The following is a 25,540-nucleotide window of genomic DNA, read 5'->3' on the forward strand; positions in this document are numbered from 1 at the left end:
TGCAGCATGGCGCGGCTTGGCGCGCGTTCCACGCCATCAACGACGATGGCGCTGTGTTTGCGGTGCAGGCTGGGCTTGGCGGCGGTTTTCTTGGACATGGCGTGGTGTTGTGGGGGGCGCGCAAAGTGGCGGGCGCGCCCACGCACGCAAGCTGCCTTTGCGGCAGTTGCGGCGCAACGTTTGGCAAGAACCGCATGGTGCCAGAGCCTTCTCGGCGCGATGAACTGTTTGTGAAAATCCCCGCCGCATTTGCCCTGCTCGCCGCCGCCTCAGCTCTGATGGCGGCCGACCCCGCCGCGTCGCTGGATTTCAACCTCTACATGCAGGGCCGTTACGTCTATGAGCGCAATTGCATCGTCTGCCACGGTGCCCGTGGCGATGGCAACGGCGAGCTCAGCCCCACGCTGAAGCCAAAACCCCGCTCCTTCCGCGAAGGCATGTTCAAATTCCGCTCCACTCCGCAGGGTTTCCTGCCAACCGATGCCGATTTGCGCCGCACCATCACCGGCGGTCTCAGCGGCACCGCGATGGGCATGTTCACCCAGCTTTCCTCGGAGGAAATCGTCGCTGTCATCACCTATGTGAAGTCCTTCTCCCGCCGCTGGCGCAAGCCGGAGAATCACGCACAGCCCGTGAAGCTTTCGCCGCCACCCGAATGGCTCAAGGATCCCGTAGCGTTCAAAACCCATGCCCAGGCCGGTCAAAAGCTCTTCACCACGAACTGCACTGCCTGCCACGGCGACAAAGCGGATGGCAAAGGCCCCGCCGCCATCGCCTTGAAGGACATCTGGGGCATCCCCGCCGCTCCGTCGGATCTTCGCCAGCCGCATCTGCGTTGTGGCGATAGCCCTGCTGACGTCTTCCGCGTCCTCACCACCGGTTTAAATGGCACTCCCATGGTCAGCTTTGACAAGACGCTCACGGAAGCGCAGCGCTGGGACATCATCGCCCACATCTTCAGCATCCGTCTGCCCTCCGGGCCGGTTCTGGGAGCAGCGGCTGCCAAAGAGTGACGTGAATTGAAAGTCGTCATAGCGTGGCTTCGTTCGTGCCACGTCTCGTGAACCGCCGCCATTTCATCACCGCACTCGCCTCGGCATCTATGGCGGCTCGTGCCGCAGTGCCGGGCAGATGGTTCACCCTTGCGCAGCGCAAAGGCCGCTGGTGGCTCATCACGCCGGAGGGGAAGCCCTTTTTCTCCATCGGCCTCAATCACATTGATCCGTCGCCATTGCGCTATGAGGTGAATGGCGACCTGTGGCAGCGCAAATACGGCAACTCGATGGAGAAGTGGCTCAAAGAGGCCGTCGCGCCGGATTTGAAAGCCTGGGGTTTCAATTCGGTCGGCTGGACACAGGAGGTCGTCACGCGTGGGCTTACGAATCATCGTCACTCGCGGGCATTCACGCTGGAGGAGTATCAGTGGCTGGGGCAGCCGTATTTTCATCAGTTGCCGTTCGCCGATTTCCATCAGTGGGAGGCTGAGACGCGGCATCCAAGCTTTGACGCGCCCGAATTCGCCGAATGGTGTGACTATGTGGCCCGCGAGCACTGTGCTCGCATGAGGGACGATCCAAATCTGATCGGCTACTTTTACCTCGACTGTCCCACTTGGATTCACGCCCGCCCGGAGAACGAATGGAAAGGTCCGATGTTCGATCCTGAGCAGCTCAAAACGGAAGCGGGCCGCAAGGAACTCCACGCTCTCGCCACCAAGTGGTATCGTATCACGCACGATGCCATCCGCCGTTACGACAAGCATCACCTCATCTTTGGCGACCGCTATGAAGCCGCCAGACCCATCGCCGATGAGGTCGTCGACGCGGCGCTGCCGTATGTCGATGTCCTGAGCTTCCAGCATTTCGCTTCGCCGGACAAAGTCGCCGCCAATCTAACGCACTGGCATGAGAAAACCGGCAAACCCGTCCTCCTCGCCGATCACTGCATTCAGATTCGCGCTGCCGATGGAGGTGGTCGTCACGATGGGTCAGGTTATGCCCAAACACTCGCCGCTTTACGTCAAGCCCCTGGCTGCATTGGCTACCACCTCTGCGGTGCCTATCTCCGCAACAATGCTCGCAAGCGCGCTTTGCGTGATGCTGCGGAAAAACCGGACAAGGAGGCGCTGCAAGCGATCACTCAGGCAAATCACGAGGCGACGGCATGGATGACAGGGCAGGAATGAAAATCACTTCACCGGCACGAGCCTCACATAATCCAGACCCACGCAAAAGGCCTGGTTCGCCCGAGGGTTGGCACCGGTGATGCGGATCGTCAGCTTGCGGGTACCGGCGCCGAGCTTGCCAAGCGGATGTTTGAGCACGCCGGTGGTGGCGACTTTGGCGGAGTCGTAGAGATCGATCGGATCGCCGAGCATTTTGCCATCAAGCACGAGCTGCACGATGGCGTAGTCGGGCGCGATGGTGAAGACGCTTTCCAGCATGTAATCACCGGCTGCAGGTGTGGTGAGGTCAAACTCCAGCGTGTCCCCCATGCCGCCGCCGCGCCAGAAAAGCTGCGCGTCGCCGCTCCAGCGCGCGGCTTTAAAGTTCTTCATGCCTTGCGTGGCCGCCTTGCCCTTGCTGGCCGTGGCGGTGAGCGATTCACCTTCGAGAGCGTCAGGTACGTTGCCAGTGGCCGCATCAATCGGTGCGGGATCGCCACGCAGCGGCGGTGTCTCGGTGATGGAGACGCGCTCGGGCTGCGCCGCCTGCCATTCAGCTTCGGAGACGGTTTTCGTGCGATGCAGCAGCACATGAGCGCCTTTCATGCCACCAGTGAGGATGTCGGGCAGCTTGTCGCCGTTGACGTCCTTGAGGATGACCTGCCTGCCGATGCCCGCCTCGCCATCAGCCTTCATCGGCACCCAGTCCACGCCATCGCTGCCGCGCACGAGCTTGAACCAATACACCACCGCGCCAGCGTCCCACATCGGTGACTTTTGGTGATGTGACCAGTAGGTCTTGCCGGTGACGATGTCCTTCAATCCGTCGCCATCCATGTCGGCGAGTTGGACACTGTGCAGCTCGCTGAAGACGACGTCATAGCGGCTCTGTGCGGGGCGGTCGCCCATGATGAGGTGTTCTTTGAAACCCGCAGGCGTCTGCTCATGCCAGGAGAGGCCAAACTCATGCGCGGCGAGACTGGTGATGACGTCGTTGTCGCCATCACCATCGACATCATACGCGAACATCTCCGCACCACCGCGTGGAGCGAAGGCGGCCTTGTGCAGTGTCCAGTGTCCCTGGGTGAGATCCTCGGGTTGCTCGAACCAGCCGTCCTTCATGAGAATGTCCTGACGTCCATCGCCGTTCACATCGCCCATGCCAAGTCCATGTCCGAACTTCGTTGGAGCGATGCGATCAGAGATGGGATAAAAGTTCCACTTCTCAAAAGGCACATTCCAGCTCGGTTCCGCATAACCAAAGTAGCCATCTCGCGTGCAGACGAGCACCGGCTTGTCTTTATCGACGAGGTTCACGAAGTGCGGTGATTCGTTCGATACCCAGTCGAAGACTTCATGCTTCGGCCACGGCGCGGCATGGCCTTCTTTGCCGGGGTTTTGATACACATAAGCCGGAGTGCCCGGGAATCCGGCGGTGAGAATGTCCGCCCAGCCGTCACCGTTGAAGTCATACGTCCAGGCGAAGAAGTGGTTTGCGTAGGCCTCTCGCGGCTGCGGAAAGGCCTTGTAGATGAGGTGCTTCGTCTTGAAGTCCGGGCCCGCGAACCAGAACGGGCCGTAGATCGCGTCCATGTGCCCGTCGTTGTCGATGTCGGCCGCGTTAATGCCTTCGGAGTAGTAGATGTCCGTGAGAATCACACGGTCAAAAGTGTGCAGCATGGGCTGAGCCATGGCCGCCGATGCTATGACGAGGTGGAGAGTGGCAAAGAGATGTTTCATGGCTGAATGACGGGTAAAACAAGCCGTGACAGCCGCGTGCCGCCGTGGTGGATGGTTTGTTCGGCGGTTTCAAGGGCCGCGTCGGCATTTGGGTCGGCGGCGGTGTTGTGGCTGCGGTCGTAGTTGGGAAAATCGCTGCTGGTGATGTCGAGACGGATGCGGTGTCCAGGTTGGAACTCATTGGAGGTGGGCCGCAGTTTGATACGGTATTCGACTGCTTCACCGGGCTTGAGGAGCCTGGGTTTGTCCAGGCCGTCACGATACCGCGCGCGCACCATGCCGGAGGCGATGTCGCGATTCGTGCCGTCGGGGGCCACGTCGATGAGTTTGGCGAAGAAATCGGTGTCAGGCGCGGAGGATGCGGCGTGCAGGATGACTTCGGGATAGCCGGTGACCTCCAGCGCAGTGGTGAGCGGGGCGGTTTGATAGACAAGGATGTCGTTGCGCTTCGCCAGCGGCGCTTGATCGGCAGGCAGGGTGAACAGCGCCGCGCTCCAAAGTGTGGGCACGGGATCGTGCGGGTCGTAGCGGTAGGTGTCCTGGCCTGCGGCGGGCGGTTTGGTCGACAGAGTGCCATCGCCGGACGGTGTGTTTGCTCGGCCACTGCTGTGGAGATGGAAAGTCGTCGTAACCGCGCGGGCAGGCGGCCATTCCTGCTCATCGCGCCAGCGGTTCGCGCCCATGACGAAGATGCGTACGGGCGCGGTCTTGCTCATGCCGTTGTCCTTGCCTTTGAGCCAGTGGTCGAACCAGCGGATCTCGACCTGCTTGGTGTCGAGTGCGGCGGCCTTGCCGAAGTTCACACTTCCGACCTTGCTCGCGCCCGCGCCGCTGTGGCTCCATGGGCCAATGATGAGGCGCTGGCCGGTGCGGGCGATTTCGGTCTTGCCCACGCGTCGCATGGCTTGGTGCATCTCGATGCCGTCATTGCAGTGATCAAACCAGCCGCAGATGTCGAGGTTCGGCACGCTGATCTCCGCGCAGTGCTCGACGAACTGCCAGGGCTCGCGATGCGGCTCGCGCAACCAGGCATCGACGGCCTCCTTCTCGTGCTCGAAGACATTTTTTGGCAGATCGAGCCACGGCAGGAAATGCAGCAGTCGTTCGCCCTCGCCCTCTTTCCAAAGCCTGGCGGCCTCGGCCTTCGTTTTGACTCCTTCCGTGTCGGAATGCGCACGCATGTCCGGTGCCATGCCGGCGTAGAACCAGTTCAACCGCCGCCCAGGCCGGATGGTGCCCGGACCTTCGAGCTGTGTGAGCCGCGCGGGAATGGAGCGTGCGCACATCGCCACGAGCGAGGGTGGTCGCAGTGGGGCGAGCCGCCATTGCAGGAATGCATTGTACGACACGCCGAAGGTGCCCACCTTGCCATTCGATCCCGGCAGCTTCGCCGCCCACTCGACGGTGTCGTAGCCATCCGCCGCATCGTGTGTGTCAGCGCGGTAAAACGACTCCCATCGGCCATCCGAGGCATAGCGCCCACGCGCATCCTGCGTGACGACGATGTAACCCGCCTTCACATAAGCGTCCGGCTTTTGTGCGTCCTTGCCATACGGCGTGCGCAGCACCAGCACGGGCCAAGGGCCTTCACCTTCCGGTCGGAACACATTCGCGCGCAGAATGACGCCATCACGCATCGGCACGGCGGCGTTCTTCTCCGTTTCGGCAGCGGACGCGAGGCCTTGGAAAAAAATGCCTGCCGCTGCCAACAAGGCGACCAATCGGGAGATGCGGCGGGCGGTATTCATGGAGCGTTACTTCACCTTCGGCCGTGCGCGATACTTCTCAGCGAGCCGGGTGTGCTTGGTTTCGAGGGATTGTTCGATACCGCCGATCCAGAGGTGCTTCACCTCGCTGCGGATGTCGAGAATGTCGCCAGTGGCAGCGAACAACGAAGCGTCTTTGCCGGCCTCGATGCTGCCGAGTCGATCTGCTGCGCCGTGGAGCTGTGCTGGCACCAGCGTGATCGCGGCGAGCGCGGCATCGGCTGGCAGTCCAAACGCGGCGGCTTGGGCGGCGATGTAGGGGAGATTGCGCTGGCCGGAGGCGCTGGCTCTCTCAAGTCCTTCGCTGATCGCCACGGTGACACCGGCTTTGTGCAGCACGGCGGGTGCGGAGAACTGCACGTCATAGGCATCGCTGGAGCGCGCGGGCAGCGTGAAAACCTCGCTGTAGATCACGGCGATCTTGCGTTTGGCGAGTTCATCAGCGAGCTGCCAGGCATCGCGTCCGCCGACGAGAGTGATACGCAGTTTGGGATGCGATTCGGACCATTTCAAAGCTGCGCGGATCTCACGCAAACCCTGCGCGTGGATCATGAGCGGCACTTCACCCTTCAGCACAGGCTGCATGGCTTCCCAAGCGGGCACGGGAGCGCTGTTGGCGGGGCGCTTTGACCACGCTTCGGCATCGGCGAAGAATTGCTCGATGCCGCGCACCTTTTCGCGGCGCTCGCGGGCTTGCTCGTCCAGCGACTTCGCCGTTGGCGATGCATCTGGCTTGGGAATGCTCAGCGCATGATCTGGCCATACGAGATGCATGGCGCTGCGACGTTGCACGAGCATGTCTTCGATGGTCCAGCCGCGTGTGGCGAGCAGTGCGGAGGTGCCGGTCACATGCTTGCCCTGTGGTGTCGGCGCGAAGTGTATGATGCCGTTCGCACGCGCTACGGGGATCATTTCGGAGTCGGGATTCACCGCGAGCCAGGACTCCACCTCGGGCGTGAACTCGCCTGTCTCGCGATCATCCACCGAGGCACGCACACCAGCCACTTCGACGAGACCGAGGTCCGTGCTGGCGCTGATGAGGCCGGGGAAAAGATGCAGGCCTTTGAGATCGACCGTGCGATCCGCCTGCGCCTCGATCTTCTCACCGACCTGGGCAATCTTGCCATCGCGAATGAGCACATCGCCCGTCGAGAGCGTGCCGTTGGCCACGGTATGCACGGTGGCACCGCGCAGCAGCAGGGTGTCGGCGGAAGCGCTCGTCGTGGTGAGAGCGACGAGGAGGGTGAGGATTAGTTTTTCCATGAGAGTTCGCGGTCCATGCAGCAGTCGATGCAGAGGTGGCCCTGGCGTTCCTCCAGGGCGCGGAAGAAGAATTTTGCCTCGGCTTTTGCGTCGGCGGAATCAGCGCTGGAGTCGGTGGCGAGCTTCTTTGCCTTGTCGATCAGCGCAAGGTGCTCGGTATGGCGAGCGGCGGCGCGGCGGTGTGCGGCCTCGCGCTCGAAGTATTGTTTGCCCTCGATCCAGGTCTGCAAACACACGCTGCTGGTGGCCAGCGGATGCCCGCTCCACACGACGAAGTCGCCGTCTTTGCCGGTTTCGAGCGAGCCGACCTGCTTGTCGATGCGCAATTGCTTGGCGGGATTCAGTGTGACGAACTTTAGCGCCTCTTCCTCGCTCGTGCCGCCATACTTCACGGCCTTCGCGGCTTCGAGATTCATGCGTCGCGCGTGATCGGATGAATCGGAATTGAAGGACACCACGACACCGCGCTCGCGCATGATGCTGCCCGCGTAGGGGATGGCATCGAGCACCTCGAACTTGTAGGCCCACCAGTCGGAAAAGGCGGAGGCACCTGCACCATGCTTCGCGATCTCATCGGCGACTTTGTAGCCTTCGAGGATGTGCTGCAGTGTGGCGACGCGGACTTTGAAGCTCTCCATCACGCGCAGGAAGGCGAGGATCTCGTCCTGCCGGTAGCTGTGGCAATGAATGAGCCGCTCACCGCGAATGATCTCGGCGATGGCTTCGAGTTCCAAATCACGCCGCACAGGTGGGCCGCCCTTTTTGGAGAGCGCTGCCATGTAGTGCTGCGCGGCGGTGAAGCGGTTTGTGTGGAATGCAGGCACGCCCATGCGGCTCTGTGGGAAGCGGAATTTGAAGGCATCGCCCCAGTTGGATTGCTTCACGTTTTCGCCGAGCGCGAACTTGATGCCCTCGGGCGCGCCTTTGAGTTTTAATCCGTCCGGCGAGGCTCCGTCACGCAGCTTGATGACGCAGTTCTGTCCACCGATGGGATTCGCGGAGCCGTGCAGTTGGTTCGCCACGGTGAGACCACCCGCGAGCTGCTGGTGGATCGTTTCAGACTCGGAATTGATCACATCTGCCACGCGCACCATCGACGTGCTCGGCAGCGTGCCCTCATTCACGCCGCCCATGATCATGCTGTGGCTGTGGCAGTCGATCAGGCCGGGCGTGATGTGGATGCCAGGCAGGTCGATGACATGCGTGTCAGGTCCGGGCTCTGCTTTGAACTGACCCACCTTGGTGATTTTTCCATCGGTGATCAGCAGGCTCGCGTGCTCGATACTGCCCTTCGGTCCGCAGGTCCAAATCGTCGCGTCTCGGATGAAGACGGACTTCGGCGAGAGCAACGAGCCGCGGTCTTGGTTCGATGGCACAGCGGTGAGTTCTTCGCGCAGCTTGGGTTTATCCTTCTTCGCAGGGGGCTTTTTGTCTTCACGCATCGGCGCGAGGAACTGCCTGCCATCGATCCATATTTCGCGGACGCGCGCGTCTTCATCAAAGGCACGACCTTTTTCAAACACCGTGAGGTGCGCCAGCTTCCCTGGCTCGATGCTGCCGAGCTGATCCGCCACGCCGCAGAGTTTGGCAGGCACGGTGGTGAGTGCAGCGAGCGCATCTGCCTCACTCAAACCACGCGCGATGGCGAGACGCACATTCGCGCGAAAGGAGGTCTTTTTTGCGAGCGCATGAGTGGTGAGCGCGATCTCGCGGCCTTCGCGACGCAGCAGCGCGGCATTGCCCGGCGCGTGATCCCAGGCACGGAGTTGATCAAGTGGCATGGCAAGCCAGTCGTCGTCCTCGGGCAGCTTCACCGCTTCGGGGTAATCCACGGGCACGATGAAGGGAGCTTTCGTCTCGCGGACGAGATCAGGCCTGCGCCACTCCTGGCCTGTCGCGAGGATCATCGGCTGCAAATCAAACTCCTGTGCCAGTCGAGTAGCACGATCCACCATGAGCATGCTGGCTGGCTCAAACATGACCGACATGGCCTTCCTCGTCGCGGGCAGCAGTGCATCGAGTGACGAATCAAAGGCCGGACGTGGACGGTTCGTTGGATTCTTTTCAAAGTGCGCGAGGTCGGCAGACTGAAAGCGCGTGTCGAGCAACGTCTGCCGTATCACCGCGATGACTCCCATCAGCGAGCCTGGATAGGCCTCGGGCCGCTCCGAGTCCTCCTTCGAAGAGCGCGGTGAATCGATAGCGATATGCTGGAAGCTTTCCGCACGCATGATCGCCAGATCAGGATCACTCGACACCAGTGAAACGAAGGCGCTCACGCCACGAATGACACCCGCATCCGGCACGATGTTCGCCGCGGTGAAACCTTCCGTGCGCAGTGCATCGAGCGCCTTCTTTTCCGGCGCATACTCCCGCGCCATGTGCCGCTCCGGCGTAACGACAGACTTTGTCCCAGGCTCTCCCGCCGCAGATGCCACGCCGAGAAATCCACTGCCCGCACCCGATGTGAGATCAAGGGCATCGACAGGCGGCCCTTCATTGCCTTGCGTTGTTCGTGAGCTGGCCGACTTCGCAAAGGACACATGCATGTCGATGAAGCCCGCATAGATCGTCGTGCCGCTCATGTCATGCACCCGCGCATCCGCCGGCACGGCGGCATCTGCACCGACGGCGATGATGCGGCCATCACGCAGGATGATGTTTGCCTTTTCGATCTCCTGCCCCGGCTTCGTGACCACGCGCGCGCCAACCAGCGCATGAGACGAAGATTCCAAAGGTCGATGCCCCGGCGGGCGGATGGAATCGAGCGCGCTGGCTGCGGACGCGGCAGCCATGAGGGAGAAAGAAAGAAAACGGCAATGTATGGCTCGCATGCTTGAGCATCCTGACCGTTAGACCGCAGATTGGCAAGAAATCAGATCGCGCCGTCTCACCCAGGTCGAAACGCTTTTCCCAGCCGGATTATGCGCTCCGCCTTGGGATACCAGCCCTGCGGCGCGTGCTTGTCCGTGTGCAGGCGGCACTGCACGCGCACCTCGGCGCTGCCTTCGGTGAAGGTGAGCAGGCGGCTCATCGGACGTGAGCGCTCCGCGCCGTGGAAGCGCGTCAGGGCGCAGCAGTTGATGAAGTTCACGTCCCACTTGCGCTCGATGTGTGTGCGGCCGTTGAAGTTGTCGTCGGGATTCGTGTGCGTGTGTCCGCCGAACCAAAGATCAATCGCCCCTGGATGCATGGCGAGGTAGTTTTCAAAGGCCATCGCCTTGGGCTGGTCATCCACAAAGTAGAGATATGACGCGCCCTCCACGGCGGCACCGGCGTCCTTCTGGTAGCCGTGATACTTGCTCTCATAGCTGCCGTCCGGCTTCTTGAGCACGCCTTCCCAGTCGCCTGAGCCGACGGTGGTCTCGCGCAGCATGTGGTGATGCGCTGAGATGATGCTGCTGTCACGGTTCGCCTCCACCCGCCCGCGCCACCACTCGAAGGTCTCCCGCGTTACGGCGCCTGCGGGATAGCCGCCGCGCTTACCGCGTCCCATCGGCTGCGGGAGGTCATTGCGGTCGCTCATCATGAGAAAGAGCACGTTACCGACCCGGAACTCGTAGCGCTCCCATGTGCCGATGACCGGATAACGACGGCGCGCTGCATCGACGCCGGAGAACACCGTGTTCTCACCGAGCGGATCAACCCACTTGCGAAACCAGCCCATCGTCGGCTCGCCTTGGTCGCTCGCATCGTGATTGCCCGCGATGTCGTAGAAGTCCTCGCGCCGGTGCTTCGTCAAAGCCGCGAACTGCCGCACCACTTCATGACCTTCGTCGTCCTTGGGCGGGCCTTGATCCCCGGAGAAATCGCCGACGTTGATCGCGAGGTCCCAGTCAAACGGCGGCGAGCCCTCCTTGCCTCCTTGCTCGGACTGGCGGATCGCATCCGCGAGCGACTCGCGTTTCCGCGCGATGTCCGTGCCCACATGCGCGTCGCCCATCGCCCATAGGCGGAACTGTCGGGGAGTGGATGTTTCCTGTGCATTGCCAAGCGCCGCCGCCAGCGTGGCCGCGCCCGTATTGGTGACAAAGCTTCGCCGCTTCATGATGAGTCACGAACGACGATGGCCCATGCTTCTATCGGATGAGATGAGGCCGCCCTGTTTGAGGATAATGTTTTGAGGAACCACTCGTGCTTGGATTCATGGTTGCGAAGTTTGAATTGATCGGCTTGCAGTAGCACACCCATGCGAACGGCCGCCACACTCGCACTTCTGCTAACTGCAACCCTCCACGCCTTCGCCGAAGGCTCACGCCTCGCCGTCCTCACCGACATCGGCGGAGACCCCGATGACCAGCAGTCGATGGTGCGGCTGATGGTGTATGCGAATGAGTTCGATGTTGAACTGCTGCTCGCGAGTGCGGCGGGGACGCCGGGGGAGCTGAAGGAGGCGGTGACGAAGCCGGAACTGATTCGCGAGATCATCGCGGGTTATGAGAAGGTGCTGCCGAATCTGCAGAAGCACGCGGAGGGCTGGCCGGAGGCGGAGGCGCTGCGACAGCGGGTGAAGTCCGGCAATCCGCGACGCGGGCGCGAGCACATCGGCGTGGGGCATGACACAGAGGGCTCGCGCGAGTTGATCCGGCTTGTCGATTCGGGCAGCGCGGAGCGGCCGCTGAATGTGGCCATCTGGGGCGGGCAGACGGATTTTGCGCAGGCGCTTTGGCGCGTGAAGCAGGAGCGTGGAGGTGGGGGGATGGCGGTGTTCGCGAAAAAGCTGCGCGTGTATGACATCAACGACCAGGACCGCATTGCTGACTGGATGCGCGGTGAGTTTCCCGGCCTGAACTACATCCTGGGCAAGGCACCGCCAGGCCGTGACAAACGCGAAGGTACTTATCGCGGCGTGTATCTCACTGGTGATGAATCACTGACCAGCAAGGCGTGGATTGAGGCGAATGTGAAGTCACGCGGACCGCTCGGCGCGCTGTATCCCATGAAAACCTTCACCGCGCCCAACAAGCACGCCTGCATGAAGGAAGGCAACACACCCTCGTGGTTCTTCTTCCTCCCGCTCGGCGGCAACGATCCCTCCGATCCGACGAAACCCGGCTGGGGCGGCCAGTTTCAGCGCGAATCCGACGGCTGGTGGCGTGATCTGCCCGCCAAGCCCGACTTTGATCCGCGCAGCACGGTGAGTCGTTGGCGCGGCGATTTTCAGGCGGACTTCGCGAAGCGGATGAAGTGGTGCGTGGAATGATTGAGTCAGAAAACGATGCGTGGGATCGTTTCACGAACCCATGAAGCTCGTTTTCTTGATCGCCATCATCGCGACTGCCGCCAACGCAGAACCCATCACTCAAAACCTCTGGCCCGCGACACCTCCCGGCCCCGCATCGAAAACTGACGGCGAGGAGCGTGATCTGGCCAAGCCTGAGGACAAGCTCATCGCTGGTCAGCGCATCATCAAACTCGGCCACGTCAGCGCGCCACAGATGCAGGTGCTTTTGCCAGCGAAGGACAAAGCGAATGGCGCGGCGGTGCTGGTGTGTCCTGGCGGTGGGTTCACCATTCTCGCATGGGATTTGGAAGGCACGGAGGTGGCGGAATGGCTGAACGGACTCGGTTTTGCAGCCATCGTGGTGAAGTATCGCGTGCCGACGCGCGAGCATGGCGACACGCTGGCGGAAACGCTGAACAACGACTGCAAGGCATCGCTGATGACGCTCGGCCCGCTGATGGATGCGCAGCGCGCGATGAGCCTCACGCGTGTTCACGCGGCGGAGTGGGGCATTGATCCGCAGCGCATCGGCATCCTGGGCTTCTCCGCCGGTGGTGCCATCGCCGCCTTGAATGCCCTGAACGGCGACAAGCGTGCTTACGCGAAGCTTGATGCGGCTGACGATCAATCCTGTGCGCCGAATTTCGCCCTGCTCATCTATCCCGGTGCGTTGGTGGACAAAGAAACCGGTGATTTGAAGCCCTGGCTGCACGCGGACAAAACCACGCCGCCGATGTTCTTCGCGATGGCTCAGGATGATCCGGTGAACAGTGACAACTGCACCGCGCTGTTCAGCGAGTTGAAGCGCGCAAAGGTGCCCGCCGAGATGCACATCTACACGCACGGCGGCCACGGCTACGGATTACGGCCCACGGATCAGCCGGTGACGCGCTGGCCGCAGCGCGCGGAAGAATGGCTCAAGGACATGGGCTTCACTGGCGCACGCTAAAATGCTCGCGATCATGCCGCCGAAGCCTCCTCCGCATGTCGCGCCCTTCTCTTCTGTCACCGTTCAAAGCCCTCGGTCCCGGTCTTGTCCTCGCCGCTGCCGGCATTGGCGCGGGGGATGTGATCACGGCGACGGTGACGGGCGCGCAGTTTGGCACCAGCCTCGCGTGGGCGCTCCTGGTGTGCGTGGTGTTGAAGTGGGTGCTCAATGAAGGCCTCGCGCGCTGGCAGCTCGCCACCGGCACCACCGTGATCGAAGCCTGCATGACGCGGCTGCCGCGCTGGGTGAGCGTGTATTTCTTTCTCTATCTGCTGCTGTGGACGTTCTTCGTCAGCGCCTCGCTCACGAATGCCTGCGGTCTCGCGGGGCACAGTTTGTTTCCGCAATGGCCGGTGTGGGCCTGGGGCATCATTCATTCAGTGATCGCGGCGGCGCTGGTGTGGGTCGGGCGCTTTGGATTGTTCGAACGCGTGATGAAAGTGCTTGTCGGCGTGATGGTGCTCAGCGTTTTGATCTGCGCTGTGCTGCTGAAACCCAACGCTGCCGAGCTGCTGCGGCATCTTGCATGGCCGGTGCTGCCACCGGACTCGGGCAAGGCCGTGCTCAGCATCTTTGGCGGCATCGGCGGCAGCATGACGATGCTTTGCTACGGCTACTGGATTCGTGAAAACGCCTGGAGCGGTGCCAGCCACCAGCGCGTGGTGCGCGCGGACCTGCTGCTGGCCTATGGCGTCACGTTGATCTTCGCCATCGCGCTCACCATCGTCGCCGCAGGCTGCAATGCCGCCGTCACGCAGGGTAATGGCATGGCGCTGGAGGTCGCGACGCGGCTGGAGTCCGCGCTCGGGCCTGCGGGCCGCTGGGCTTTCCTCATCGGCTTCTGGTGTGCGGTGTTCGCCTCGATGCTCGGTGTGTGGCAGGGCGTGCCGTATTTCTTTGCCGACTTCATGGCGCATCGCACGCGTACTGCCGCAACGAGCACCGCAGACTTGAAAAACACCCCCGCCTATCGCGGCTACCTGCTCTTTCTCGCCGGTCCACCGCTCGTGCTGCTGTTCGCGGACAAACCGGTGGCCATGGTGGTGCTGTTCACCGTCATCGGCGCGTTTTTCATGCCGCTTCTCGCCGCGCTGCTGCTCTACCTGAACAACCGCCGCGACTGGATCGGCGACCTGCGCAACGGCATCGTGCGCAATGCGGCGCTCGTCGTCTCGCTGCTGCTGTTTGGCTGGATCGCCGTCACTGAACTCATCGACGTTTTTTCCCAATGAACTCCTGCATCATCATCGGCGGCGGCATTGTCGGCCTTGCCACGGCTTTGAAGCTGCTGGAGCGCTTTCCAGCGGCCAAACTCACGCTGTTGGAAAAAGAAGCGGGCGTCGCGCGGCATCAGAGCACGCACAATTCCGGCGTGCTGCACTGCGGCCTCTATTACAAGCCCGGCTCACTCAAGGCGAAGCTCGCTGTCGCCGGTATTCGTGAAATGGTAGCATTCTGTCGCGCGCATGACATTCCGCACGAGATCTGCGGCAAGCTCGTCGTCGCCACGCGTGCAGAGGAGCTGCCGCGCCTCGATGAACTGCTGCGTCGTGGCGCTGCGAACGGCCTCACCGGCCTGCGCCGCATCGAGCCAGATGAAATGAAGCGCATCGAACCCCATGCCGCCGGTCTCGCCGCCGCGCATGTGCCGGAGGAAGGAATCGTCGATTACCGCGCCGTGTGCGACACGATGGCGGCCGAGATTCAAAAGCGCGGCGGCATCATCCTGACCAATGCTCAGGTCACCAAGCTGCATCGCCACAATGACGAATGGATCGCGCAGACCGCCAACGGCGAAGCACGCGGCCAATGGCTCATCAACACCGCCGGCCTGCACTGCGACCGCGTCAGCGAACTCGCGGGCGAGCAGCGCGACGTGCGCATCGTGCCTTTCCGTGGCGAATACTACCAGCTCAGCTCCGACGCACAGCATCTCTGCCGTCACCTCATCTATCCCGTGCCCGATCCCTCGTTCCCGTTTCTCGGCGTTCACTTCACCCGCATGATCGGCGGCGGTGTGGAAGCCGGACCGAATGCCGTGCTCGCCTTGGCCCGCGAAGGTTACCGCCTGCGCGACATCAATCTGCGCGATCTCGCTGACGCGCTCACTTTCCCAGGCTTGTGGCGCTTCTTGAAACGCTATCCGTCGATGGCCTTCACCGAACTGGCGCAATCCTTCAGCCGCGAGCGCTTCTGCCGCGCCCTCCAGCGACTCGTCCCCGACGTGCAGCCGCAGCACCTTGCCCCCGGCGGTTCCGGCGTCCGCGCCCAGGCCATGACCCCGCAGGGCGACCTCGTGCAGGACTTCCACATCGTCGTCCGCAACCACGCCCTGCACATCCTCAACGCCCCCAGCCCCGCCGCCACCGCCTCCCTCGCCATCGGCGGCCACATCGCGGCGATGATTTGAATTCCAGCCCGTTTGACTCCAACCATCACCATGAACTCACCCACGCTCACCACTCTCGCCCTTTGCCTGTTGATCCAATCGAGCGTCGCCGCGCCCGGTGCCGATGCCTTGACCAAACTCGGCGCGAAAGTCACGGAGACCGCCGGAGTCGTCACGCAGGTGAACGTGAAGTGCGACGCCTTCACCGAGGCCGATTTCAAGACACTCGGCGGCATCAAGACGATCAAAGACCTCACCATCAGCGGCAAAACGATCACGGATGACACGCTCGCACTGCTCACCGGCCTGACGGAGCTCGAACGGCTCAGCAGCGACGGCATCCAGCTCACGGACGCGGGCTACAAGCACTTCGCGGCGTTTCAGAAGCTCAAATCGTTGTCGTTCTTCCATCCCGCGTTTCGTTCGGAGCAGTTCACGGGCAGCGGGCTGGTGCATTTGAAGGCATTGCCGAAGCTGGAGAAACTTACCTTTGCCGGCTCAACGGCTGGCGATGCCGCGCTGGAGGCCATCGGCCAGCTCACGCAGCTCAAAGAATTCCGCTCTTGGCACACCGCACAGACCCAGGCGGGGAACGCGCATCTCACCAAGCTCGCTCTCACTGCCCTGCGCATCGGCCAGCGACTGCCGAGTTGGGGTAAGGACTCGCCCATCAGCTTCGACGAATCGACCCTGGAGACGCTGGCGCAGATCAAAACGCTCGAATCCCTCGAACTCACCGAGGCGCGGCTCAGCGCGAAGATCATCCCGCACCTGAAAGCGTTGCCAAAACTGACCAAGCTCCGCATCGAGACTGTGGACATCACCGAAGCCGACGTGGAGGCCATCAAGGCCGCGCTGCCGAACTGCAAAGTCGATTTCAAGCCGATGACCGAAGACGAAAAGGAAGCACTGCTGACAAAGAAGCTGCGGTTGTAGCCGGTTCAGCGGAAACCGCGCCGAGGCGGAGGGTGAAGGTGCTGCCGGCGCCCACAGTGCTCGCAACTTCCAGCGCAGCACCGTGCGCGTCGGCGATGGCTTTGCTGATGGCAAGGCCGAGACCCGCGCCGCCGGTGCTGCGGCTGCGAGAGGGGTCGGCACGGTAAAAGCGTTCGAAAAGATGCGGGAGATGTTCGGCGGCGATGCCGGGACCTGTGTCGGTGACGGCGAGTGTGGCATGACCGGCATCTACACTGGTTTTCACCGTGACACTGCCGCCTGCGGGCGTGTGTTCGAGGGCGTTGGTGAGGAGATTGAGGATGATCTGTGCGGTGCCGTCGGCATGAGCGACACACGCTGCGGGCGCGAGATCGAGATGAAGCGTGAGTTGTTTCGCATCGACGGCGGGGCGGATGAGTGCCGCAGTCTCACGCGCGAGATCGGCGAGATCGCAGGGCTGTTTGTCCGGCGCGGCAGCATTTGCATCTTGCTGCGCGAGTGCGAGCAGCGAGGTGGTGAGCTTTTCCATGCGGCGCGCGGCACGGTGGCAGGCGTCGAAGAGTTCGTGGTTTTCCTCTGCGCTGCGCTCGCCACGCAGGCCGCGCTGGGCGTGGGAGATGATGATGCTGAGCGGTGTGCAGAGTTCGTGCGCGGCGTCGGCGGTGAATTGCGCCTGCTGCGTAAAAGATGTCTCCAGCTTGGCAAAGGTATCGTCCAAAACAGCCGCCAGCTCGCCGAGTTCACTGTCTCTTTCAGGCGCGTTGATACGCTCGCTCAACTGGCCTTCGGAGATGCGCTCCGCCGTTGCGGTGATGGCTTGCAGCGGCCGCAAAGCACGCGAGGTGATCCACCAGCCACCACCAAATCCAAGCGCAAGCACGGCGAGTCCGAGCGTGATAATGCCGCGCAGATACTCACGCAGCGCGGCCATCTCGAGTGCGGTGGAACGCCCCACAAGCAGGCATTCGCCGGGTGGAGTGAAGGTAAAGGCCTCGCGCAAATCGCCGCGAGTGCGATCCACTTGGCCCAGTGATCCGGGTGGCGGGCGTTCCGGCATGGGCACATCCACATGGATGCCTGCGGAACGCGCCCACTCAGTGCCGTCGCGTTTCCACACCACGAAATAAAAGGCGGGCTTGCTTTGCGGATCAAACAGGGCCGCCCGTTCAGGAGGGAGGGTGTAGAGCGGTGATCTGCCGGGGGGCGTTGCACCAGCATCATGTCGCGCCCAGGCACCGATCATCGGCAGGGAGTCCACAATCACCGCCACACGCTCGCGCAACTCACGATCCACGCGCCGTAGCTCGCTGGTGTGCTGATGACGATACGCCGCCACGCCCGACAGCATGAGCACCACCACGAGCAGCAGCCCGTGCCAGATCTGGATGCGCCAGCGCAGCGAGTGAGACGGTTTCATTCGATGCTGTAGCCGTGACCGCGGCGGGTGGTGATGAATTCGTGGCCGAGTTTTTTCCGCACATTGGAAACCACGACATCGAGCAGATTGGAGAGCGTGTCGCTGTTCTCATCATAGAGATGCTCGTACAGCTCCGTGCGCGTCAACAGCCGCCCACGATGCTGCGCGAGATACTCCAGCAATGAGTACTCGCGCGAAGTGAGCGCCACCTCAGCGCCTGTGCGTGTCACGCGGCGCGCGGCAAAGTCGATGCAGACATCCGCGATGCTCATCGTCGTGCTCACAGCAGAGCCCGTGCGCCGGATTAGCGCGCGCAGGCGGGCAAGCAGTTCGTCGATGTCGTAAGGCTTCGGCAAATAATCATCCGCGCCGCTGTCGAGTCCGCGCACGCGGTCCGCCGTCCTGATGCGGGCGGTAAGCATGAGCACAGGTGTGTGTTTCACCAGCCGCAGCCGCCGCAGCATTTCAAAGCCGTCCATCACGGGCAGCATCACGTCGAGAATGATCGCGTCATAGGCGACGCCTTCAGCTTTGAACAGACCATCCTCGCCATCTGCCGCCTCATCGACCGCATAGCCTTCCTCGCGCAGCGTCCGGGCGAGGATGCGGAGCAGATCGGGTTCGTCTTCGACAACAAGGATGCGCATGATGGAGTCTGGCAGTGGGAAGGTGGCATGTGCAACCTTTCAGGAAGATGAAGACAGCCGCCGCCGGGGCCAAAAAGGCGGCGCTTCTTCATGCTGCTGAAAGGTTGTCTGCCCCATGCTGGCGGCGTATGGACTCTTCCTTGTCGTTTTACCTGAAATCTACCCTCTTCGTACTCGGCCTGCTTGGGTGCGTTGTGCTGGTGCCCGCGCATGCCCAGCCGGCGAACATCCTCGTCATCATCGCGGATGATCTGGGAGCGGATAGTTTTCCGCTGACGGCCACGGGCGGCACGCTGCCGCCGATGCCGAACATCACCGCGCTGAAAAACAGCGGCGTGCTGTTTCGGAACGCGCATTCGCAACCGACGTGCTCGCCGACGCGGGCGTCGATGCTCACGGGGCGGCATCCGTTTCGCACGGGCATCGGGGCGCAGCTCACGGGAGCCACGAGTCCGCAGCTCAGCGCGGCGGAGTTCACGCTGCCGGAGGCTTTCGCGGTCAATTCAGGCCTCGGCTACTCGCTGGCGATGTTTGGCAAATGGCACCTCAACTCCGGCGCGGGCACGAATGACACGCCGCGCACGATCGGCGGCTGGCCGCATTTTGCGGGCACGATCATCGGGGCGCTGCCGGACTACTCCGCATGGACCAAGATCACCAACAACGTCTCCGCAGCCACCACGACCTATGCGACGACCGACACGGCCAATGACGTGATCTCCTTCATCACGGCGCAGCCCGGCGGCACGCCGTGGTTTGCGTGGGCGGCCTTCAATGCGCCGCATGCGCCGCTGCATGTGCCGCCGTCGAATTTGCACAGCTACGGCACGCCAGCGACGAACCGCCTCATGTATGAGGCCATGTGCGAGGCGCTGGATACGGAAGTGGGCCGCGTTTTGGCCAGTGTGAACCTCACCACGACGCATGTCATCTTTGTGGGCGACAACGGCACGCCCTCGAACGTCATTCAGACGCCCTACAGCGCTGCGCACTCGAAGGAAACGATCTATGAAGGTGGAACGCGGGTGCCGCTGATCATCGCGGGGCCGTCGGTGGTGAGCCCAAATCGCAATAGCGATGTGCCCGTGCATGTGGTGGACCTTTACAGCACGATTTTGGAGCTGGCGGGCATCAGCGTGGCCGTGACGCAGCCTGCGGCCAATCCGGTCGATTCGCGCAGTTTGCTGCCCGTTTTGCAAAACACGGCGGACAGCGTCCGCGTGGTGATGAGCCAGATGTTTAGCACGGAGCTAGCCACCAGCGTGAGTGGCCGCGTGATCACCGATTCAGGCGGTTATACGCTGCTGCAGTTCGATGACGGCCATGAGGAGCTTTTCAATGTCGCGACGGATGTGAACCAAGGCACGAACCTGCTCGGCACCAGCATCACCAATGCCGCGCAGACGGCCTACGCGGCGCTGAAGGTGCAATCGGCGGCGTATTCTGCCTCAGGCGTGCCGAATGTGCCGCTCATTACCTCCTGGCACACGGTGAACAGCGGCGAGTATGCGCGGATTTATCCCACGCTGGCCGATCAGACCGCGCAGACCTCCACCACGACCTGGAGTCGCGGCACCGGCACGCAAAGCACCCCGGCCTACAGTGATGTGCATCAGGTCGATTACAGCACGAGCTGGGTTTATATCCACAGCACCGGCCTCGCCAGTCACATCATGGGACCGTGGTATCTGAATGCGGCGAAGACAAACCTGTTTCCGAATTATCCGTCGAACACCGTCGTGAAATGGCGCTTTCCACGCACGCCGGTGATCCCCACGACGAAGGTAAGCACCGGACTCGGTGCCACGGGCCGCATGGTCAATGGCGTGAGCCTGTTTGACTGCCGCGACGCCTTTTCCTACTCGAACGCCAACTCCGCCGACGCCACGCCCGGCGGCGCTTTCACCGGCGACGGCATCTGGAACCGCGACGCGTATCACAATGAAAGCGTGACCTTTGATCCGGCCTACGCGCATCAAGCGGGCAACAACTACCACTACCACGCGCAGCCCATCGCGCTGCGTTACCAGCTCGGCGATCATGTGGACTACAATGCCACGACGAATCTCTACACGGAGAGCACCACGCCGGTCACGGAGCACTCGCCCATCGTCGCCTGGGCGCAGGATGGGCTGCCGGTATATGGACCGCACGGCTACTCGTCACCGATGGATGCGAACAGCGGCGTGCGGCGCATGGTGAGCGGCTTTGCGCTGCGTGATGGCACGAATGGAACGACGGCGATCACCGTGCGGCAGATCTTGCCTGCCTGGGCTGCCCGTGTGCAGAACCGCAGCGCCACACTCGCGGCAAATCAATACGGCCCGGTGATCGGCGCGGGCTTCCTGCTTGGTCATTACATCGAGGACTTCGAGTATCTCGGCGATCTCGGCTTCACGCAGGGCATGCACTTTGATCTGAACGAGCAAAACGCCCGCTTCTGCGTCACGCCGGAGTTTCCCAGCGGCACATGGGTTTACTTCACCACGATCGACACGAATGGCACGCCCACCTTTCCTTACACGACCGGCCGGCAGTTCTACGGCGATCCCACCGGCGGCGCGGTGACGACGATCAGCGAGCCTGTGAGCACCGCCGTGCTCGCCGGACCGCTGCGCGGCGACGAAGACCACACCGTGGGCGTCAATTCAGCCACGGGTGACGTGACGCTCGCCTGGAGCGGCGTGGAGGGTGGCACCTATCAGATACAAGCCTCCCCCGACCTCACGAACTGGTCCGCTTTGACGCCTGACGTGATCTTCAGCGGCGACGACAACGGCAGCGTGATCGAAACTGCCGCCGCGAGCACGAATCCGCGCCGCTTCTACCGCACCACGCGCACCAGCCTCGCGACATATGACCGCAACGGCATCGCAGGCACTTATTTCACAACGACCACTCCGGCAGGAGGCGGCCCGAACACCGTCACACCCGGCAGCGGTGATCGTGGCACTGCGGTGAATGTTGTTATCGAACTCGACCCCGCGCTCACCCCTAATCTGCCGCCTGCGAACGTCATTGTTTACTCCGTCACTCCTTCCGGCACCGGCATCACCGTGAGCGGCATCTCGCGTCCCAGTCAGACGCTGGTGCTCGCCACCTTCACCATCGACGCCGGAGCCGCCACCGGGGCGAGAAACGTGAACGTCCGCTTCGGCAGCGCCACCGGCGTGCAGCGCAACCTCACGAGCGCCTTCACGGTGAATTGAGAACCCGTCGTGTATTTCCGGGGCAGTCCGATGTTGGAGCGGTTTCTTTGTCAGGTTCCAGAGATTGCATCGTTCTCCTGCACGCATGAACATTGCCACCAAACGCCATCTCGACCGCCGCGCCTTCCTGCGCGGGGCTGGAACTGTCCTCTCGCTGCCGTTTTTGGAGGCGATGATTCCCGCCTTCGCCACGCGCGCCCAAGCTGCCGTCGGACAGCCGCCACCGCGCTTCCTGGCCATGTGCGCCACGCTCGGTTTTCACACGCCGTTTTTGTTTCCGCAGGAAACCGGCGCGGACTACACGTTCACGCCGTATCTGGAGCCGTTGAAGGCCTTGAAGGGTGATTTTTCGGTCATCTCCGGTCTCCAGCACATGGAGCAGAACGGCGCGAACGGCCATACATCTGAGATGACCTGGCTTACCTCCGCAAAGCATCCCGGTCTCGCTGGATTCAAGAACACCATCTCCATCGACCAGCTCATTGCCGAGAGTATTGGCACGCGGACACGCTTCCCCAGCCTCATCCTCGGCACGGGCAGCGAATCGCTTTCGTGGTCGGCCAGCGGCGTGCCGCTGCCGGCCGAAAGCTCGCCCTCGAAGGCCTTCCAGCAGCTTTTTGTCGATGGCACCCCTGCGGAAGTTCAGGCGCAAGTGCGCGGCCTCAAACGTGGACGCAGCATCCTCGACACCGTGATGGGACAAGCGAAGAAACTCCATGGCGAGCTCGGCAAACGCGACCAGGAGAAGCTCGACGAATACTTCTCCGCCGTACGCGATCTGGAAGGCCGGCTCGTGCAAAACGAGGAGTGGGTGCAAAAGCCCAAGCCCAAGATCGACGCAAAGCCGCCCACCGACATCCAGAGCCGCACGGATGCCATCGGGAAGATGAAGCTCATGCAGGATCTCATCGTGCTCGCCCTGCAAACCGACTCCACTCGCACCGTCACGCTGCGCCTCAGCGGCATGAACGCCGTGCCCGAAATCGAAGGCGTCAAAAACGACTGGCACAACCTCTCCCATCACGGCCAGGACCCCGCGAAGATCGAAGAGCTCAAAGTCATCGAGAAAGCCGAGTTCACCGCCTTTGCCGATTTCCTCGCCAAGCTCAAGCAGACGCAGGACAACGGCCGCCCGCTGCTCGACACCACCGCCGTGATCTTCGGCTCCAATCTCGGCAACGCCAGCGCCCACAACACCGCGAACCTTCCTCTTGTTCTCGCTGGAGGCGGCTTCAAACACGGCCGCCACATCGCCATCGACAAGGAGAAGCATGTGTTCTCGAATCTCTTCGTCTCCCTGGCGCAACGGATGGGCGTTGAAGCGGACAAATTTGGCTTCAGCACCGGTGTTTTGGACATCAATCAGGCGTGAACATGAAGTCTCGTTTTCTCGCAGCCTTGCCGCTGTTTGCCCTCGCCTCTGCCACCGATGCCGCGCTGCCTGCCATCCAGCCGTTTCTGGATCAGAACTGCATGGACTGCCATGATGCGGAGATGAAAAAAGGCGGGCTCGATCTTTCCGAGCTTTCCACCGATGGCGCTGACGCCGCCGCGCTGAAAAAATGGGTGCGCGTGTTTGATCGTGTCGCCGCGGGCGAGATGCCGCCGCCGAAGAAGAAGCAGCCGTCGCAGGATGCTGTACAGGATTTCATGGCCGCGCTCGGCGGCGATCTGGTGGCGAAGTCGGACGCGCAGAAAGGCACCGTGCTGCGTCGTTTGAACCGCCGCGAGTATCAGAACACCATCAACGACCTGCTCGACGTGAAGGTGAACATCATCGACTCGCTGCCCGAAGACGGTCGCGCTCACGGCTTCGACAACATCGGCGAGGCGCTCTCCATCTCCGGCATCCAGATGCTGCGCTACATGGAAGCGGCCGAGTTGGCGATCAACACAGCGCTGAATCAGGAAACCCGCCCGGAATCGACACTCCAACGCGCCACGCTCGATTCCGAACGCAATCGCAAGGACACCATCGGCAAGCAGTGGCTGAAGCGCGACGACGGTTCCATCGTCGTCTTCAACAACGGGGGCTTCCCCAGCACCGTGATTCCAAATCTCCGCTCCAAGCTGGCCGGCACCTACAAGCTGCGCGTCACCGGTTACGGCTATCAAATCGAAGAGCCGGTCGTCTTTGCACTCATCACCGGCAGCTTCAATTTTCGCAATGCGGACAACGTCACGCACAGTTTTCATGAGCTGCCGGTCGGCAAATCGGGCACAGTCGAGGTCACGCTGCATCTCGACCAAGGCAAAGGCATCTGGATCAGTCCACAGGGGCTCAACGGCCCGGATGGACATTCCCCCACCAAAGATGGTCCTGCCAATTATCCCGGTGAAGGCATGGCGTTTCAGGAAGTCACGCTCGAAGGACCCATCGTCACCAATTGGCCTCCACGCGGACAAAAGCTGCTGCTCGGTGAATTGAAGCTGCGGCAACTGCCCCATGGCCTGCCGCCTTCACAGGCCTGGAGAGCGAAGAACCCGGACTTCAAACACAAATACACCGCCGACAGCGCCGATCCGGCCGCGGACTCTCGCAAACTGCTCCCCACCTTCATCAGCGCCGCGTTTCGTCGCCCGGCCACTCCGCTGGATACGGAGCCGTATTTGAAGCTTTTCGATGCCGAGTTCGCCGAGAGTCAGGATTTCATGGCCTCCATGCGCACGGCGGCCATCGCGGTGCTGTGCTCGCCGGAGTTTCTGTTCTTGAAGGAGCCTGCGGGCAAATTGAATGACCTCCAACTCGCCGCGCGCCTCAGCTACTTCCTCACGCGCAGCGCTCCTGATGCCGAGCTGCTCGCCGCGAAGCTCACCCAGCCCGAAGTGCTGCGCGTGCAAACCGAACGTCTGCTCAAAAGCAACACGCTGGAGCGCTTCGTGGCCGATTTCACCGATGGCTGGCTAAATCTGCGCGAGATCGACTTCACCACGCCGGACAAGCAGCTCTATCCTGAATACGACGAACTGCTGCTCGACTCGATGCTGCGCGAAACGCGTGGTTTCATCACCGAACTCATTCAGGGCAACCTCGGCGTCGCAAACATCATCCACAGCGACTTCGCGATGCTCAACAAGCGCCTCGCGCAACACTACGGCATTCCAGGTGTGAGTGGAGTCGCCTTGCAGAAAGTCAAACTGCCGCCGGACAGCCATCGCGGCGGCGTCTTGACCCAGGCGAGCGTTTTGAAGGTCAGCGCGAACGGCACCAACACCTCGCCCGTCGTGCGCGGCGTATTCGTCATGGACCGCATCCTCGGCATGGAGCCGCCGCCACCGCCGCCTGGTGTTCCCGGCGTGGAGCCGGACATTCGCGGCGCCACCACCTTGCGCGAGCTGCTCGACAAGCATCGCAACATGGAAAGCTGCAACGGCTGCCACCGCGTCATCGACCCGCCCGGCTTCGCGCTGGAAAGTTATGATGTCATCGGTGGCTGGCGTGAGCGTTTCCGCAGCATCGACAAAGGCGAGCAGGTCAAACTCACCGTCGAAGGCCGCAAAGTCCGCTACCGCCTTGGTCCACCCGTCGATGCCGCTGGCGAACTCAGCACTGGCACCAAATTCGCGAACATGAGCGATTTCCAAAGGCTTCTCCTCGCCGGCCAGGACCGCGTGGCCCGCTGCGTGGCGGAAAAGCTTCTCATCTTCGCCACCGGGCGTCCCATGGGCTTCTCCGACCGCACGGAGATCGACAAGCTTGTGGCGCAATCCAAGGCCAAAGGCCATGCGATGCGTGATCTGATCCACGCCGTGGTGCAGAGTCAAATTTTCAGAAGCAAGTAGCGCGCTGTCCCAAC

The 25,540-nt window shown here is 62.2% G+C and carries 17 protein-coding genes; 10 read left to right on the top strand and 7 right to left on the bottom strand.

Annotated elements, in window-relative coordinates; all coding sequences use genetic code 11:
- The first annotated feature begins 230 nt into the window (after positions 1–230).
- Together U1A53_RS08610 and U1A53_RS08615 are read left to right on the top strand one after the other, a co-directional pair.
- On the top strand, positions 231–1,013 hold the full coding sequence (locus U1A53_RS08610; protein ID WP_322280249.1) for a cytochrome c: 783 nt from the start codon (positions 231–233) through the stop codon (positions 1,011–1,013).
- 47 nt (positions 1,014–1,060) lie between these two features.
- Positions 1,061–2,185: a hypothetical protein gene (locus tag U1A53_RS08615; protein ID WP_322280250.1), complete on the top strand. Its 1,125-nt coding sequence runs from the start codon at positions 1,061–1,063 to the stop codon at positions 2,183–2,185.
- 3 nt (positions 2,186–2,188) lie between these two features.
- Here U1A53_RS08615 and U1A53_RS08620 read toward each other — a convergent pair whose 3' ends face one another.
- From U1A53_RS08620 to U1A53_RS08640, 5 genes are all read right to left on the bottom strand, one after another.
- Entirely contained in the window at positions 2,189–3,904 is a 1,716-nt protein-coding gene (locus U1A53_RS08620; protein WP_322280251.1) for a hypothetical protein, read from the bottom strand.
- Complete coding sequence (locus U1A53_RS08625; protein ID WP_322280252.1) at positions 3,901–5,652, bottom strand: CocE/NonD family hydrolase; 1,752 nt, start codon at positions 5,650–5,652, stop codon at positions 3,901–3,903. The genes U1A53_RS08620 and U1A53_RS08625 overlap by 4 nt, the downstream gene beginning before the upstream one ends.
- Positions 5,653–5,658: 6 nt before the next feature.
- A complete protein-coding gene (locus U1A53_RS08630; RefSeq protein ID WP_322280253.1) occupies positions 5,659–6,933 on the bottom strand; it encodes an amidohydrolase family protein in 1,275 nt (424 codons plus the stop codon).
- A complete protein-coding gene (locus tag U1A53_RS08635) occupies positions 6,921–9,728 on the bottom strand; it encodes an amidohydrolase family protein (RefSeq protein WP_322280254.1) in 2,808 nt (935 codons plus the stop codon). Before U1A53_RS08635 ends, U1A53_RS08630 begins: the two co-directional genes overlap by 13 nt.
- A 95-nt stretch (positions 9,729–9,823) precedes the next feature.
- The gene (locus tag U1A53_RS08640; protein WP_322280255.1) at positions 9,824–10,981 is read right to left on the bottom strand and encodes a metallophosphoesterase; all 1,158 of its coding nucleotides are present in this window, start codon (positions 10,979–10,981) and stop codon (positions 9,824–9,826) included.
- A gap of 141 nt (positions 10,982–11,122) precedes the next feature.
- Between U1A53_RS08640 and U1A53_RS08645 the strand changes: the two genes are divergently transcribed.
- The 5 genes from U1A53_RS08645 to U1A53_RS08665 are packed head-to-tail and all read left to right on the top strand — an operon-like array spanning position 11,123 to position 16,470.
- Positions 11,123–12,136 carry a DUF1593 domain-containing protein gene (locus tag U1A53_RS08645; protein ID WP_322280256.1) on the top strand — a complete coding sequence of 338 codons (1,014 nt, stop codon included), beginning with the start codon at positions 11,123–11,125 and terminating at the stop codon, positions 12,134–12,136.
- A 40-nt stretch (positions 12,137–12,176) separates the two neighbouring features.
- Positions 12,177–13,106 carry an alpha/beta hydrolase gene (locus U1A53_RS08650; protein ID WP_322280257.1) on the top strand — a complete coding sequence of 310 codons (930 nt, stop codon included), beginning with the start codon at positions 12,177–12,179 and terminating at the stop codon, positions 13,104–13,106.
- A 35-nt stretch (positions 13,107–13,141) separates the two neighbouring features.
- Positions 13,142–14,377 (top strand): Nramp family divalent metal transporter, encoded by a 1,236-nt coding sequence (locus U1A53_RS08655; RefSeq protein ID WP_322280258.1) that lies wholly within the window; start codon positions 13,142–13,144, stop codon positions 14,375–14,377.
- Complete coding sequence (gene lhgO, locus U1A53_RS08660; protein WP_322280259.1) at positions 14,374–15,555, top strand: L-2-hydroxyglutarate oxidase; 1,182 nt, start codon at positions 14,374–14,376, stop codon at positions 15,553–15,555. Before U1A53_RS08655 ends, lhgO begins: the two co-directional genes overlap by 4 nt.
- 30 nt (positions 15,556–15,585) lie before the next feature.
- A complete protein-coding gene (locus tag U1A53_RS08665) occupies positions 15,586–16,470 on the top strand; it encodes a hypothetical protein (RefSeq protein ID WP_322280260.1) in 885 nt (294 codons plus the stop codon).
- Here U1A53_RS08665 and U1A53_RS08670 read toward each other — a convergent pair.
- Together U1A53_RS08670 and U1A53_RS08675 are read right to left on the bottom strand one after the other, a co-directional pair.
- Positions 16,412–17,887 (bottom strand): ATP-binding protein, encoded by a 1,476-nt coding sequence (locus tag U1A53_RS08670; RefSeq protein ID WP_322280261.1) that lies wholly within the window; start codon positions 17,885–17,887, stop codon positions 16,412–16,414. The two genes, U1A53_RS08665 and U1A53_RS08670, sit on opposite strands and share 59 nt — an antisense overlap.
- Entirely contained in the window at positions 17,884–18,534 is a 651-nt protein-coding gene (locus U1A53_RS08675) for a response regulator transcription factor (protein WP_322280262.1), read from the bottom strand. Before U1A53_RS08675 ends, U1A53_RS08670 begins: the two co-directional genes overlap by 4 nt.
- Before the next feature lie 128 nt (positions 18,535–18,662).
- Here U1A53_RS08675 and U1A53_RS08680 point away from each other — a divergent pair, with 128 nt between their 5' ends.
- The 3 genes from U1A53_RS08680 (at position 18,663) to U1A53_RS08690 (ending at position 25,526) form a co-directional block, all read left to right on the top strand.
- A complete protein-coding gene (locus U1A53_RS08680) occupies positions 18,663–21,743 on the top strand; it encodes a sulfatase-like hydrolase/transferase (protein WP_322280263.1) in 3,081 nt (1,026 codons plus the stop codon).
- Between the two features lie 85 nt (positions 21,744–21,828).
- Positions 21,829–23,115 carry a DUF1552 domain-containing protein gene (locus tag U1A53_RS08685; RefSeq protein WP_322280264.1) on the top strand — a complete coding sequence of 429 codons (1,287 nt, stop codon included), beginning with the start codon at positions 21,829–21,831 and terminating at the stop codon, positions 23,113–23,115.
- A gap of 2 nt (positions 23,116–23,117) precedes the next feature.
- The gene (locus tag U1A53_RS08690; protein WP_322280265.1) at positions 23,118–25,526 is read left to right on the top strand and encodes a DUF1592 domain-containing protein; all 2,409 of its coding nucleotides are present in this window, start codon (positions 23,118–23,120) and stop codon (positions 25,524–25,526) included.
- Positions 25,527–25,540: the final 14 nt, after the last annotated feature.

Origin of the sequence: Prosthecobacter sp. (assembly GCF_034366625.1) — a bacterium.
Classification (GTDB): Bacteria; Verrucomicrobiota; Verrucomicrobiia; order Verrucomicrobiales; family Verrucomicrobiaceae; genus Prosthecobacter.

Bases quoted from the DNA above. Each gene is read 5' to 3' on its own strand.
- U1A53_RS08630 (WP_322280253.1), bottom strand. From the start codon at position 6,933: ATGGAAAAACTAATCCTCACCCTCCTCGTCGCTCTCACCACGACGAGC.
- U1A53_RS08675 (WP_322280262.1), bottom strand. From the start codon at position 18,534: ATGCGCATCCTTGTTGTCGAAGACGAACCCGATCTGCTCCGCATCCTC.
- U1A53_RS08670 (WP_322280261.1), bottom strand. From the start codon at position 17,887: ATGAAACCGTCTCACTCGCTGCGCTGGCGCATCCAGATCTGGCACGGG.
- U1A53_RS08680 (WP_322280263.1), top strand. From the start codon at position 18,663: ATGGACTCTTCCTTGTCGTTTTACCTGAAATCTACCCTCTTCGTACTC.
- lhgO (WP_322280259.1), top strand. From the start codon at position 14,374: ATGAACTCCTGCATCATCATCGGCGGCGGCATTGTCGGCCTTGCCACG.
- U1A53_RS08620 (WP_322280251.1), bottom strand. From the start codon at position 3,904: ATGAAACATCTCTTTGCCACTCTCCACCTCGTCATAGCATCGGCGGCC.
- U1A53_RS08635 (WP_322280254.1), bottom strand. From the start codon at position 9,728: ATGGCTGCCGCGTCCGCAGCCAGCGCGCTCGATTCCATCCGCCCGCCG.
- U1A53_RS08625 (WP_322280252.1), bottom strand. From the start codon at position 5,652: ATGAATACCGCCCGCCGCATCTCCCGATTGGTCGCCTTGTTGGCAGCG.
- U1A53_RS08665 (WP_322280260.1), top strand. From the start codon at position 15,586: ATGAACTCACCCACGCTCACCACTCTCGCCCTTTGCCTGTTGATCCAA.
- U1A53_RS08650 (WP_322280257.1), top strand. From the start codon at position 12,177: ATGAAGCTCGTTTTCTTGATCGCCATCATCGCGACTGCCGCCAACGCA.
- U1A53_RS08655 (WP_322280258.1), top strand. From the start codon at position 13,142: ATGTCGCGCCCTTCTCTTCTGTCACCGTTCAAAGCCCTCGGTCCCGGT.
- U1A53_RS08685 (WP_322280264.1), top strand. From the start codon at position 21,829: ATGAACATTGCCACCAAACGCCATCTCGACCGCCGCGCCTTCCTGCGC.
- U1A53_RS08640 (WP_322280255.1), bottom strand. From the start codon at position 10,981: ATGAAGCGGCGAAGCTTTGTCACCAATACGGGCGCGGCCACGCTGGCG.
- U1A53_RS08645 (WP_322280256.1), top strand. From the start codon at position 11,123: ATGCGAACGGCCGCCACACTCGCACTTCTGCTAACTGCAACCCTCCAC.
- U1A53_RS08690 (WP_322280265.1), top strand. From the start codon at position 23,118: ATGAAGTCTCGTTTTCTCGCAGCCTTGCCGCTGTTTGCCCTCGCCTCT.